Raw genomic sequence first — 12,550 nt, forward strand, 5'->3', positions numbered from 1 at the left:
GGGTTGCATGATTCAAACTCATGCTGGAAGTTTCTGCTAGGGTGACCGAATCCCGCTATAGGAGCTTTCCGAATGTCCCGTCGTCTTCCTCCCTTGTATGCCCTGCGCGCATTCGAAGCGGCGGCGCGGCACAGTTCGTTTACCCGTGCGGCCGAAGAACTGTCGATCACCCAAAGTGCGGTCAGCCGACACATTCGTACGCTAGAAGAGCATTTTGCCTGTCGGCTGTTTCACCGCAGTGGGCGCAATCTGCAACTGACCGAGTCGGCGCGGTTGATCCTGCCCGGCATTCGCGAAGGCTTCACCGCCCTGGAGCGGGCCTGCAATACCTTGCGCGCCGAAGATGACATCCTGCGCATGAAAGCACCGTCGACCCTGACCATGCGTTGGCTGCTGGCACGGCTCAGCCGCTTTCGGCACCTGCAACCGGGCAACGAGGTGCAATTGACCAGCGCCTGGATGGACGTCGACTCGGTGGACTTCAACCATGAGCCGTTCGACTGCGCCGTCATCCTCAGCAACGGAAATTTCCCACCGGACTGGGAGACGAGTTTCCTGTTCCCGGAAGAGCTGATTCCAGTCGGCGCGCCGAATCTTCTGCAGGATCAACCGTGGGATGTCGCACGGCTGGCCAATGCCGAACTGCTGCACCCGACACCGGACCGTCGCGACTGGCGCAGTTGGCTGGAACGCATGGGGCTGGCGGATCAGGTGTCGCTCAAGGGCGGGCAGGTGTTCGACACGCTGGAACTGGGCATGATCGCCGCCGCACGAGGTTATGGCGTGTCCATGGGCGATCTGCTGATGGTGGCGGAAGATGTGGCTCAGGGACGTCTGAGTCTGCCGTGGCCGACGGCCGTCGCCAGCGGTGAGAAATATTACCTGGTCTGGCCGAAAACCCGCCCCGGAGGTGAACGTTTGCGCAGGCTCAGCGACTTCCTGCAAGGCGAAGCCCGAGCAATGGAATTGCCCGACGTTCAACACTTGGGCTGAATCGATAGAGCCGCCGCAATGGCGGCCTTGAGCCATATCCCGGTTAATTACTCAAGTATTCCGATTTTCCGCCGAAAATGCAGGTGGAACCTTCGTGCAGGTTCGACGCAATTCCCATTAGAATTTTGCTGAGTGTGCAGCCAGATCAAGGAGGATCAGGTCGCTCGGCCAGGAGCTGTCATGTCTCAACCTCGTGCCCGGATCGCCTCACAGCTTGGTCTTGCGCTTGCCGTGATACTGGCGATTGTCATCAGCGGCAGTACCGTGTTCGCCCTGCGTTCGCTGGACGCCGCCAACCTCGCCACCCGCGAAGAGCACCTGGCCAGTGAAGCCCGGTTGCTGGCCGATCAGTTGAGTACCTTTCACGGCACGTTGCGTGAAAGCACCCAGCGCCTGAGCGGTCTGTTCGAGAAGCGCTTCAGCGCCGGTTTGAGCGTGCACCCGGATGAACCGGTGGCGGTAGCGGGCGCGCAGACGCCGGGCCTGCACCTGGGCAGCGAAGTGCTGAACAACAATTTCAAGGAAGTGGACGAGTTCAAGCAAATGACCGCCGGCGTTGCGACGGTGTTTGTGCGCAGTGGCGAAGACTTCATCCGGGTCAGCACGTCCCTGAGCAAACAGGACGGCACCCGGGCCATCGGCACGCTGCTCGATCACGCGAACCCGGCCTATGCGCGCTTGATGGCGGGGCAGGCCTACGTCGGTCGCGCCTTGCTGTTCGAACGCTCCTACATGACTCAGTACACCCCCGTACGTGACAGCAGCGGTAAGGTAATTGCTGTTCTGTTCGTAGGATTCGACTACACCGACGCGCAGAACGCGCAGTTTGCCAACCTCAAGCGCTTCCGTATCGGCCAGACCGGTTCCCTGGCGCTGCTGGATGAGCAGAGCAAATGGCTGGTGCCGATCGCGGGCGTACAAGCGCTGGATCAAGCAGTCCCGGCCATCGTCAGTCTGGCGAAAACGCCGGGCAAGGGCGAGTTCTGGAGCGACAAGTCCGAAGAGTTCTACAGCATTGCCGTACCGTTTGAAGGCGGCCCATGGTCGGTCGTGGCGAGCATGCCGAAAACCGAAATTCGTGCCGTGACTTGGAGTGTCGGCATTCAATTGGCGATTGGCAGTCTGCTGGCGATGTTGATCGCTGTGGGGGCGGCGGTCTGGTTGCTGCGCAGCAAACTCGCACCTTTGGGTGATCTGGTGCGTCAGGCCGAAGCCTTGGGCGCTGGTGATTTGAGCGTGCGTCTGAACGTATCGAGCAATGACGAAATCGGTCAGCTGGCCCGCGCGTTCAACCAGATGAGCCAGGCGCTGTCGACCATGGTCGAGCACATCCGCAAGGCCTCGCAAGAGGTCAACAGCCGCGCCCAGGCCTTGTCCGGTCTGTCCGGCGGCGCCTATGAAGGGATGGAGCAGCAGTCGGGCGAAATCACCAGCATGGCCGGCGCCGTGGAAGAGTTCAGCGCCACCTCCCTGAACATTGCCGACAACATGGGCAGCACTCAGCGTCTGGCTCAAGAAAACGCACAGCAAACCCAGATCGGTCGTACGTCGATGGACGAAGCGTCCTCGTCGCTGGAACAAATCGCCGGCGCGCTGAACAGCACGGCGACGGTGATCAATACCTTGGGTCAGCGCTCCCAGGAAATCGGTGGCATCGTCGGTGTGATTACCTCGATTGCCGATCAAACCAACCTGCTGGCGCTCAACGCCGCTATCGAAGCCGCTCGTGCCGGTGAGCAGGGGCGTGGTTTTGCGGTGGTGGCCGATGAGGTGCGTAACCTGGCGTCGCGTACCCGTCAGGCCACTGATGAAATTTCCGGGATGATCAGCAGCATCCAGCAGGAAACCGGCAATGCCATCAGCACCATGGAACAGGGCAATGTGTTGATGCAGGAAGGGTTGTCGCGTAACGCCAATGTGGCTTCAGCCTTGGCGCGGATCGACGAGCAGAGCCGTTCGGCCGGTGAGCAGTTTGCGGCGATTACCACCGCGACTCAGGAACAGAGCAGTACTGCGACGTTGCTCAGCAGTAACCTGCAGAGCATTGCGTTGGCGAACAGTGAGCAGCGTGAGGTGGTGTCCAATCTGGCGATCACCGCCAAAGAGCTGGAGAAGCTGGCGGCGGATTTGCGGCATGAGGTTGACCGGTTTCGTTGAGGCGCCGCTGAAATAGCCATCGTCGGAACGCCGCCCGGAGCCGGCTCACTCCCACACTGGATTTGTGATCGACACAAAACCCTGTGGGAGTGAGCCTGCTCGCGATGGGCTCACCTCAGTACTCAAGCCGAGTGACTAGTTGCACTTGGCATTGCTGGACACTTCCTTGGTCGCCTGTTTCAGCTGGCTACCCAGCTCCGCCGCATTGGTGCTGTTGTAAACCCGGCCACCGGTGTTTTCAGCGATGCAGCGTGACGGGCCACCGGCACCGATTTTCACCACGTTGACCCGCAGGCGCGGCTGTTCCCTGGCGATTCGGCGGGACACCGCGCAAGCGTCTTTATCGCAACCGTCCTCGCCGTCGACGAACATCACGATCACCGCATCGTTGTTGCGCCCGTCGACCGTGCTCGCCGCATGGGCCAGGCTGTCGGCCAGCGGTGTGCCATCGCTGGGAACCAGACCGCGAATCCCGTTGATCAGCCGCGGGCGGTCGCCAAACTTGAATACGCCCTGGTCCGGTGTTCTTTCGCAACCGGCGAAGGTGATCAGGCGAGTGTCGATCTTCGGGTCCAACCCATTGATCATGCCGGCCAGCGAGTCCTTGGCGACGTCCATGCGGCTGGGCTTGGCGAAGATCTGCATGGTGCGGTTCGGGTCCAGGTACTTGTTCATCTCATTGCCGAAGAACCAGTCCTCATCGGATTTCACCGACTTGATGTTCAAATCCATCGAGCCCGAGGTGTCGAGTACCACCACAAATTGCGGGGGCACGGCATCAGGCGCTTTTTTACGGCACGCGTAGTTGTCCAGCGTCGGGGCTGGAGGTGGCGGCGGTGGTGGCGGCGCGGCCACGACCGGTTTTGGCGGTGGGACTGGCTTGGGTGGCGGCACGGGTGCTGGTTCGGGCACGGGCTCTGGTTCCGGAACAGGTTTCGGTTCCACGACAGGCTCGGGAGCAGGCTCAACCGGTTTCTCGACGGGTGTCACCACGGGCGCTACCGGCGCAACCGGTGGAGCCACAACAACCGGCTCACGGTGCAGGAACCACCAGAGCCACAGTGCCAGAAGCAGCAACAACAGCGCGAGCAAGGCCGCCGCGATCCACCAGCCACGGCGCGACGGCGGTACGACCGGCACCACCGGAACCACCGGAGGTATGATCGGTTTGGGCGGGCGCTGGTTCCAGCGCACCACCAAAGGCTCGCCGTTGAGGCTGTAGAGTTTGTCCAGCTCCGGCGTGCCGAGCAGGCTGCGCAGGTCTTCGGCTTCCGTCGGTTGACCGCGTTTTTGCAGTTCGTCCGCCAGCTGTCCGAGGGACGTCTGGCGCACTTCATAGGTTTCCAGCAAACGTCGTTGCGCGTCCTCGTTGAGGTCGGCGTAGGGCGTAGGTTGGCCACCCAGTTCTGTCCACCATTCCAGCACGTCGCCGCTGCCCATCCGCGGGATGGCAAACAGGCTGGCGACGGTCGGCGGAAAGTGTTTCTGGATGAGGGCGACTTTAGCTTGCAGCGCACTCATCCCCTCCGGTGTGGCTTGCGCATCCCTGATGACCCGCTGCATGACGACGATTCCTGAAAAAAGTGCAGGCCTCCATCGGGAGGCCTGCGGGGTGAAAAGTTACTCTTCGTAGCCGAGGCTGAATTGCAGCTGATTGACCTTCTTCTGCAAGGCCTTCAGCTCTTCCTGCTTGGCCTTCAGCGTCGCTGGCGTTGATTTGGCCATTGGCGCTGCCTGCGAAGCCTTGAGCTGCTGCTCGAGACCGGCAATCTGCTTCTGCACACCGCTTTCGTTGCCACGACGGGCCTTGAGCGAGGTCAGCAGTTGCCCCAGCGACTGATTCAGCGCCGCCTGGGCTTTCTGCTGGCTGGCCAGGTCGGTTTTGGTGCTCAGCTGCTGGGCCTGAATGTTCTCGTACACCTGACGGAACATTGCGTTTTGCTGACGGGACTCGCTCAGGGCCAGTTCCTTCTGCTTGACCTGATCACTGTAACCACCGGAGTAGTCGCAGTTCATCTTGGTCAGCATGCTGCTGTCGCGATTGGTCGCATCGCATTCGCCCGGCTGGGTCGCGCAACCGCTCAAGGCCAGGACGGCGGTGAGGACCGCCAGTTGTCGTAGCGTCATGTGCTTAGCCCAGGGTGATGGCGGAGCGTTGGCTGTACAGACCGTCGACTTCCTTCTGCAGGGCAGCGACTTTCTGGTTCATTTTCATAATGTTCATGTCCACCTGCTTGATCTCGGCACCGGTGGCGCCTTGTGCACGCTCGGCGTCTGCCACTTTGGTGTACTCGGTGACTTTGATGCGCATGTTGCCGAGGTCTTTACGCAGGCGCGCGATGTTCGAATCGATATCGGCGATTTGCACCTGGGCCTTGGCCTTGTCGACTTTCTTGTTGGCGATGTCCTTTTTGATCTGGGCGATTTGCGCCTGGTCATCCTTGATCACTTGCTGAGCGGTCGCGGTACGGGCGATCACGTTCTGGGTGTCTAGTTCGACGTCGCTGTTCATTTTGGCCAAGCGGGTGGTGGTGTCGGAGTATTCGCTGCGACGCTGATCCAGGTAGTAGTTCGCGCCCATGGCCACGCCACACGCGGTAATACCGGCGGCGACGGCGCACACGGCTTTGTTGCTGCTGTTGGACAGCGCGCAAGCGAGGATGCCGGCACCGGCGCCGACGGCGCAGGCCTGGTAGCCGGACTTGCTGAAGAACTCTGCGTCCTGGCCCTGGGTCAGGCGCGGGTCGGTCCCGCCGCTGTCGCCGAGCATGGAGCTTCCGGTGTTGGCGCAACCGGTCAGCAGCAGGCTGCCGGCGACAACGAAAGCGATCTGTAGCTTGAAGCGAGTCCAAAGGCTGCGGGACATGGTGAAACTCCTCGGTGACGGTGTTGACGTGTTGTTATTAAGGTGAGTTATTAAGGTGAGTTATTGAGTGACGGTTTTGCAGCTGTTCAGCCAGGCTTCAGTGTCGATTTTCTGCTTTTGCAGGAACGCCTTCTGATTAGCCCAGTGGGTGCGCAAGTAAGGTTTGAGGTCTTGCAGCTGTTTGTTGCGGGTGATGATTTCTTCCATCACCGGGACCTGCGTTTCAAGCAATGGCTGGCCGTACAAGGTCGCCGATTCCACCAGGCTGCTGGCATAGTAACGGCTGAGCTTGTGCAGGCGATCCTTCTGCTCGTCGAGCTTGCCTTTGCGCATGTCGCAACTGGCGTCTTTTTCCGCGCTTTCGCAATTGAGCTTGTAGTTCTTTTGCAGGAAGTCCACGTACTGGCCGTCGTCTAGCATCTTGGTGCACAAGAATGCACCCAGATTGAGGCTGGCGCGAATCGCCTGGTCGCGGGTTTCTTCCTGCTGCTGGTTGCTGGCGCGCAACTTGTTTTCCAGGGCTTGGAGTTTTTCCTTGAGCGCTTTGTCTTCGACGCCCGAGGCCAGGCTGTTCAGAGACTGAACGGTGCCTTTGTCGGCAGATTCGGTTTCCTTGCTGCCGGTGCCGAGTTTCTTCCAGCTGCTTTCGATGCTGGCGACCCGTTCGCGAGACGTCAGGGTCGGCGACACCATGACAAGGCGCAGGCCGGTGGTTTTGTTTTTCACCTGGCCGTCGGCGTTGTAGTACGGCTGTTCCTTGCGCAACGCCGTGCGCAGATCAGCCTGAGCGGTCAGATAGTTGCCGCCACGCACCACATAGCCGCCGGCCTGACCGTGCTGGCGATCAAGTTTGTTCAGGCGAAACGGTTCGAACATCATTTCGTCGACGTTGCCGAGCATGTCATGCAGGCCCAGAGGATTGGGCTTTTGCAGGCCGGACAACTGCACTTTGCCGTTGGACGATTGCGCCCCGGCGAACCACTCGTAGGCGTTGATGCCTTCCGGCATCGGGTAGTGCGTGTCGCGAAACTCTGCAGCACCGACTTCCAGCCCGCCGCGCGCGGCGAACTCCCACTCGACTTCAGTCGGCAGGCGCAGGAAGCCCTGTGCGCCGTCCTCCTTGGGCAACTTGTCGGCGGCGTTTTTGCGCAGCCACAGGTTGTACTTGTCGGCGGCTTCGATGGCTTGCACCCAGCTCACTGCGGTTTGCGGCACGCGCATTTTGGTGGCGGCGGTGGGGCAGGTTGCTTCGGTCAGTGCGGCGTATTGCAGCTGACTCATCTCGTACTTGGCCATCAGGTAGTAGCGGGATTTGTCGTTCTTCGCGCCAGTGAAACTGCCGGCGATGAACGTCGGCCGGGTCTGTTCGACGTAGCCATATTCCGCGCCGTCCTGACCAATGTTGATCGGGTAGTCATCGAGCGGCCCGGCCAGGGGGATGAACACTTTGCGAAATACCATCGAGCCTTCGCAGGGCATCGGCAGCACCACGTCGGCGGCGTCCGGCATCGGGTTATAAAATTTCTCTTCCCAGCCCGCCGCCGAGGCGTCGAGCATATAGCCGAGGCTCAGGGGCAACAGCAAGCCAAAACGTTTATAGCTCACGCAGACTCTCCGCAGGTTGGATGTTGATGGCTCGCAGGGCGCCGATCACGGCCACCAATGCAGCGACCAAAAAAGTCAGGAGCAGGGCGGCAACGCCATGCCAGACAGTAATGTGGCAAACAAAGGTGCCGGTGGCCTGGCTGCTGCCGAGCAGGTAGTCGAACAGATGACTGCCGACGGCATAAAACCCCAGCCCGCCGACGTAGCCGGCCAGGCTCAGCACCAGCGCTTGCAGGACCACGAAACCGCCGACGGCCCGGCGCTTGAAGCCCAGCAGACGCAGGACCGCGAGGCTTTTGCGTTTGCGGTCGATGTTGGCCAGGAACGCGCCGACCATCGACGCCACGCAGCCGATCAGCGCCGCCACGGCGATCACGCCGAAGATCAGCCCCAGCACATGGTTGATCGCTTTGACGTTGTCGATGTCGGCCAGTCGGCTCGAGGTTTCGATGTGTTGTTCGTTGAGCCAGTGCTCCAGCGGTGCGACTTGATCGATGTCGCGCGCATACACGCGGGCGCGGGCATACAGCGGTTGCAGATCGCCCAGAGGCTTGCCGGTGACAACGCCGAACGCACTGACCTGATAACCGTCGCGAAAGCGCTCCAGATCCAGCAGCAGCGGTGGGGCGACAAACCCGGCCGCGCGACCGAAACGGGCGCCGTCGAGCACCGCCAGCACCGTCAGGGTTATCTCTCCTCGTTCATTGACACCTTCCAGACGACGCAACACCCGCAGCTGCACGCTGTCGCCGGCCTTGGCCTGTAAACGTTGCGCGGCGCGGGCGCTGAGGATCACTTGATTGCCGACCGGGTTGAGCGACGGCAGATCCAGTTGTGGATCGCCAGGTTCGGTGGCGATGATTTCCGCGCCTTCGACAAACCGTTGCATGCCGATCAGCAGGTCAGCCTGGGTATTGAGCGAGCGCGTCTGGCCGAGGGCAAAACCGGTTTCGGGGCGCAGGCGCAAACGCTCGATCCAGGCTGTGTCGTAATTGCCGTTGCTGAGCATCTTCACTTCAAGGTTGCGCGGGTCGCGCAGCAGTTCGTCCTGCAACTGGCTGACCACCCCGTGCTTGAGCCCGAACAGCAGCAACAACGGCGCAATCACCGCCACCAGGGAGGCGGCGATGCACAGCGAGACCTTGCGGTCGTGCCAGAGGTCTTGCAGCGCCAGGGAGCCCAACAGGCGCAAGCGATCAGTCCATCGGTTCAAACAGTGTCTCTCCCTGACGGCTGATAGCGCCGAGTCGCGGCAAGCCGAAATCTTTCAGCAAGGCCCAGTCATGGGACACAACGAGTGCGCTTAAACCCATGCTCGACACCAGGCTCAGCAGCAACTCGAACAAACGCCGGGCGCTGTGAGGGTCGAGCGCGGCGGTCGGCTCGTCGGCCAACAGCAGCAGCGGCTCATGGGCAATGGCGCGCACACAGGCAACGCGCTGACGCTCGCCGATCGACAAGGCCTGCGGTTGTTTATCCAGCAACCCTTGCAGGCGCAGCACGTCAACGGCGTGGTCGATGTGCTCGCTCTTCACCGACATCCCGAGCAACCGGCGCGGCAGGCCGATGTTGTCACGCACGCTCAGGAACGGCAGCAAGCCGCCGCTCTGCAAAATGAACCCCAAATGCCGTGAACGCACCGCTGCAAGCGCCGGCTGGTCATCAGTGGCGAGCAATTGGGCAATGTCTTGAGCGTGCGCCGCGCCCAGACGAAAGCGCTCGAGTTCCACCGGCGCGAGTAACAGGCCGATGGCTTCGAGCAAGGTGCTTTTGCCGCTGCCGCTCTCGCCGGTGATGGCGAGGATTTCTCCGGCGCCGACCTGCAAGTGCGGCAGTCGCACGTGATGAGCCTGTGCGCCTTCACCACGGCGCACCAGCAGGTTCTTGATATCGAGCATCGGCGTCTCGTTAAGGCATCATTTCCAGTGGCACGGGATACACGTTGTCCCGTGCATCACTGTCCTTGGCTAAAGCGACCCAACGGTCGACATCCGCGTTGTAACGCTGGTAATGCCGCAGTTTGGTGTTCAGCGTGCGGATGAATTTCTCTTGCGCCAGACCGTCCCAGCTCTTCCAGGTCTCTTCATCCAGGTTCAGCACTTCGCTCTGATAGGGCAGGTCTTCGAGGTACTCGCCGAGCACGCCCATATCCGCCAGTTTGGCGTTGCTGTTCTGTTTGAGCTGATTGGGATCGGCGCCCATGGTCGCCGCCACCGAACGCAGGCGATCGAACATTTCCGCCGGTGAAATCAGGCCTTCGTTGGCCGCATCGAGAATCTTCTTCATCACGTCGCTCAAGTCGCTGAGCTGGGATTTGGTCAGCAGCACCCGCACATCGGTGGTCGGAATGTTCTGCTTGATCAGGTCACGGTCGGTGATCCACGCCTTGAACACCGGCGGGGCTTTGCTGTTGGTCTTCTCGCCGAGGTAGGCGAGTTGCATGGCGTGGCCGATCAGCGCCGCGTCTTCGAGCATTTTCTTCTCGGCCGGGTCCTGCTTGGCGTTCGCCGCACTGCCGATGGCGTCCTCGCCCATGTAGGCGGCTTTCACTTGTGTAGTGATCGCGGCGGCCAGTGCGTCGACCTTGCGTCCGAATTCATTCACATCGCCAGCGTTCACCGGGTAATACAGCGAGGTGTTGGTGCCCGGGTAGGTCGACAGGTTCTGGTACTGCGCCTCGGCCTTGGCGTGGTCCTTGGCCCCGGCCGGAGTTTTCAAGTGCAGGGTGTAAATCGCCACGCCCGGATTGGCGGCTTCGATGCGCACCTGCGCGGCGCTCAAACCGGTCTTCGACAGTTTGTCGTCACCTTCGATGGCGCCCGCGTCGGTGATCAACACCACATAGCGCGCGCCGAACTGGCTCCAGTCGACCTTGTCGATGCTCTCCATGACGCCGGCAAAGGCGTCCTCATCGAAGCTGCTGCTCGACACGGAGGCCTGTTTGAGGTCGGCGATCTTGGCGAAAAAGTCGGCGCTGTCTTTCACTTTGGTTGGGTCGGCGTACATCTTGGTGGTGTATTCCAGCCCCGGCACCGCCTGGGTGTTGGAGCGGAAAGCGACCATGCCGAACTTGACCTGCTTGCCGAGGTTCTGCGCTTCGATTTTCTGATAAACCTTGCGGATCGCCTCGCGGGTGCGGTCGATGTACGGGTCCATCGAGATCGTCGAGTCGATGACAAACACCACCGCCGCACTGAATTCCTTCAGTTGGCTGGCGGTTTTGTCTTCGGCTGCCTTGCCACCGGCAGCGCTGTTGGCAGCACCGCCCTTGGCGTTCTTGTCATCCGGCTTGCTGACCGACGCGACGTTAAGCAGGCGCGTGCGGAAACCGCCTTCGGTCATGACTTCTTCGCCACTGAGCACCGGCAGCAGGTAGAACTGCTTTTGCAGGTCTACGAAGTATTCAGGTTCTTCAGCCAGTACGCCCGGTGCTTGTTGGCCCTTTTTCAGCGTGGCCCGCAGCGGCGCGACTTTGCTCACCGGGTCCGGCGCATCGAGGATGCCTTCGACGGTGGCGCGGTCCTTGAAGAACAGCAACCGGTCGCGGTTGGCCGGGTTGGTGAAGGCCAGTGTCAGCTGCATCTTCCAGTCAGTGGTGCAGCCGGCAGGCAGCCAGCCAATGGTTTTGCCGTAGCTGTCGGGGCCGACTTTCAGCCATTCGGCGTTTGCCGCTTGGGCGCGCTCGTACACATAAAAGCGGCTGAAGACCGGTTGTGCGTCACCTGCGGCACCGCCCGCTGTCGGGCTGATCTTGCAGCCCGGGGTGGTCAGCACGCGTTGGAACAGGGTCTTTTTACCGGCCTGGATCAGCGGTTTGTCATCGGCCTGGGACAGCGGGCTGAGACACAGCGCCAACAATGCGGCGCCGCTCAACAGGAATTGACTCACGGGAGAACGCATCACTTCTGCAACTCCTCGAAACGCTGCTTGGCTTCGGCGTTGTTCGGGTCCTGGGTGAGGATGGTTTCGTACCAATAGGCCGCCGTGGCATTGTCCGCGACCGGGAAGCACTCGCTGGCTTTCAGGTATTTAGGGTCGTATTCGCGGGCATAAGCGTTGGCGATCAGTGCGTCACCGGCCTGGGCACGGTTGGCGTACAGGCGCTGGGCGACACCGCAGTGTTTGCCGGCCTTGGCCTGGTTGATGATCTCCAGCAACTTGGCACTGTCGGGCGCCGCCTTGATGCAGGTCTGGACGAAGGTCAATTCGGGCAGGCTGTTCATGCTCTCCAGGGTGCAGGCTTGAGCGTCGGCGCCGGCCGGTGCGGCGGCAGCGGCTGTGGCCACCGGGGCAGTCGCCGGGGTGCGTTTGTAGAACCAGAATCCACCGCCCGCGGCCAGCAGCAACAACACGACAATCAACAGGCCGATCAGGCCTTTGTTGCTTTTCTTCACCGGTGCGGGAGGCGGCGTGTAGGCGCGCTCGGTGAGCACCGACTCCAATTCCACTTCCGGTTCGGCGGTGGAAAGGATCAGTTCAGGCAACTCCGGGATTTCCGGTGCCGGTGCCGGTGCACTCGGCGCCGTCAGTTCGGCGCCGCCGTACGTCGAGCGCGTCTGGCCGCCAGCCGTGGACGGCAAAACGCCAACGCCTGGCCGAACCACGCCTCTGTCGGTGTGGCCTTGGTTCTGTTCGCGCAGTTCGATCTGGAATTGCGAGTTGGCGCCGCCTTCCAGCAGCGGGTCGACCACGTCCGGGCCGACCTGTGCTTCCAGGCCTTCGCCGCTGGCCATGACATTGAAACGCGAGACCTTGAACCAGAATGGATTGTTGCTCCAGGCCTTGTGGTCCTGGAGGTAAAAACCGTCCTGGTTACGCTGAATGGAAAACTCCAGCTGTTCCTCGCCACCCTGCCACTTCTTCACAGTGAGGCGGGCCTGACCAGGCACATTGGGCTCTAACGCGAGCAGGTCGACACGAATTGGCATT

At 61.3% G+C, this 12,550-nt stretch carries 10 protein-coding genes; 2 read left to right on the forward strand and 8 right to left on the reverse strand.

Annotated elements, in window-relative coordinates; genetic code table 11:
- Positions 1 to 72: 72 nt before the first annotated feature.
- Together PMI27_RS12980 and PMI27_RS12975 are read left to right on the forward strand one after the other, a co-directional pair.
- Positions 73 to 993: a LysR substrate-binding domain-containing protein gene (locus tag PMI27_RS12980; protein ID WP_008150208.1), complete on the forward strand. Its 921-nt coding sequence runs from the start codon at positions 73 to 75 to the stop codon at positions 991 to 993.
- A gap of 180 nt (positions 994 to 1,173) precedes the next feature.
- Positions 1,174 to 3,150 (forward strand): methyl-accepting chemotaxis protein, encoded by a 1,977-nt coding sequence (locus tag PMI27_RS12975; protein WP_008150211.1) that lies wholly within the window; start codon positions 1,174 to 1,176, stop codon positions 3,148 to 3,150.
- A gap of 135 nt (positions 3,151 to 3,285) precedes the next feature.
- Here the strand turns inward: PMI27_RS12975 and PMI27_RS12970 are convergent, their stop codons facing one another.
- From PMI27_RS12970 to PMI27_RS12935, 8 genes are read right to left on the reverse strand one after another with little or no spacing between them, the layout of a single operon-like run.
- Positions 3,286 to 4,713 carry a vWA domain-containing protein gene (locus PMI27_RS12970; RefSeq protein WP_008150213.1) on the reverse strand — a complete coding sequence of 476 codons (1,428 nt, stop codon included), beginning with the start codon at positions 4,711 to 4,713 and terminating at the stop codon, positions 3,286 to 3,288.
- Between the two features lie 57 nt (positions 4,714 to 4,770).
- Complete coding sequence (locus tag PMI27_RS12965) at positions 4,771 to 5,277, reverse strand: hypothetical protein (protein ID WP_008150214.1); 507 nt, start codon at positions 5,275 to 5,277, stop codon at positions 4,771 to 4,773.
- A gap of 4 nt (positions 5,278 to 5,281) precedes the next feature.
- Positions 5,282 to 6,016, reverse strand: a complete 735-nt coding sequence (locus tag PMI27_RS12960) for a hypothetical protein (RefSeq protein ID WP_008150217.1) — start codon at positions 6,014 to 6,016, stop codon at positions 5,282 to 5,284.
- 60 nt (positions 6,017 to 6,076) lie between these two features.
- The gene (locus PMI27_RS12955) at positions 6,077 to 7,621 is read right to left on the reverse strand and encodes an SUMF1/EgtB/PvdO family nonheme iron enzyme (RefSeq protein ID WP_008150219.1); all 1,545 of its coding nucleotides are present in this window, start codon (positions 7,619 to 7,621) and stop codon (positions 6,077 to 6,079) included.
- Positions 7,611 to 8,834 (reverse strand): ABC transporter permease, encoded by a 1,224-nt coding sequence (locus PMI27_RS12950; protein ID WP_008150221.1) that lies wholly within the window; start codon positions 8,832 to 8,834, stop codon positions 7,611 to 7,613. The genes PMI27_RS12955 and PMI27_RS12950 overlap by 11 nt, the downstream gene beginning before the upstream one ends.
- Positions 8,818 to 9,519: an ABC transporter ATP-binding protein gene (locus PMI27_RS12945; RefSeq protein ID WP_008150223.1), complete on the reverse strand. Its 702-nt coding sequence runs from the start codon at positions 9,517 to 9,519 to the stop codon at positions 8,818 to 8,820. Before PMI27_RS12945 ends, PMI27_RS12950 begins: the two co-directional genes overlap by 17 nt.
- Before the next feature lie 10 nt (positions 9,520 to 9,529).
- Positions 9,530 to 11,521, reverse strand: a complete 1,992-nt coding sequence (locus tag PMI27_RS12940) for a vWA domain-containing protein (protein ID WP_033053382.1) — start codon at positions 11,519 to 11,521, stop codon at positions 9,530 to 9,532.
- Positions 11,521 to 12,549 (reverse strand): hypothetical protein, encoded by a 1,029-nt coding sequence (locus PMI27_RS12935; RefSeq protein ID WP_008150228.1) that lies wholly within the window; start codon positions 12,547 to 12,549, stop codon positions 11,521 to 11,523. Before PMI27_RS12935 ends, PMI27_RS12940 begins: the two co-directional genes overlap by 1 nt.
- Position 12,550: the final 1 nt, after the last annotated feature.

The sequence above is a fragment of the Pseudomonas sp. GM41(2012) genome, from assembly GCF_000282315.2.
GTDB lineage: Bacteria > Pseudomonadota > Gammaproteobacteria > Pseudomonadales > Pseudomonadaceae > Aquipseudomonas.

Excerpts from the sequence above, each read along its gene's own strand:
- PMI27_RS12980 (WP_008150208.1), top strand. The coding sequence starts at position 73 with ATGTCCCGTCGTCTTCCTCCCTTGTATGCCCTGCGCGCATTCGAAGCG.
- PMI27_RS12975 (WP_008150211.1), top strand. The coding sequence starts at position 1,174 with ATGTCTCAACCTCGTGCCCGGATCGCCTCACAGCTTGGTCTTGCGCTT.
- PMI27_RS12970 (WP_008150213.1), bottom strand. The coding sequence starts at position 4,713 with ATGCAGCGGGTCATCAGGGATGCGCAAGCCACACCGGAGGGGATGAGT.
- PMI27_RS12965 (WP_008150214.1), bottom strand. The coding sequence starts at position 5,277 with ATGACGCTACGACAACTGGCGGTCCTCACCGCCGTCCTGGCCTTGAGC.
- PMI27_RS12960 (WP_008150217.1), bottom strand. The coding sequence starts at position 6,016 with ATGTCCCGCAGCCTTTGGACTCGCTTCAAGCTACAGATCGCTTTCGTT.
- PMI27_RS12945 (WP_008150223.1), bottom strand. The coding sequence starts at position 9,519 with ATGCTCGATATCAAGAACCTGCTGGTGCGCCGTGGTGAAGGCGCACAG.
- PMI27_RS12940 (WP_033053382.1), bottom strand. The coding sequence starts at position 11,521 with ATGCGTTCTCCCGTGAGTCAATTCCTGTTGAGCGGCGCCGCATTGTTG.
- PMI27_RS12935 (WP_008150228.1), bottom strand. The coding sequence starts at position 12,549 with ATGCCAATTCGTGTCGACCTGCTCGCGTTAGAGCCCAATGTGCCTGGT.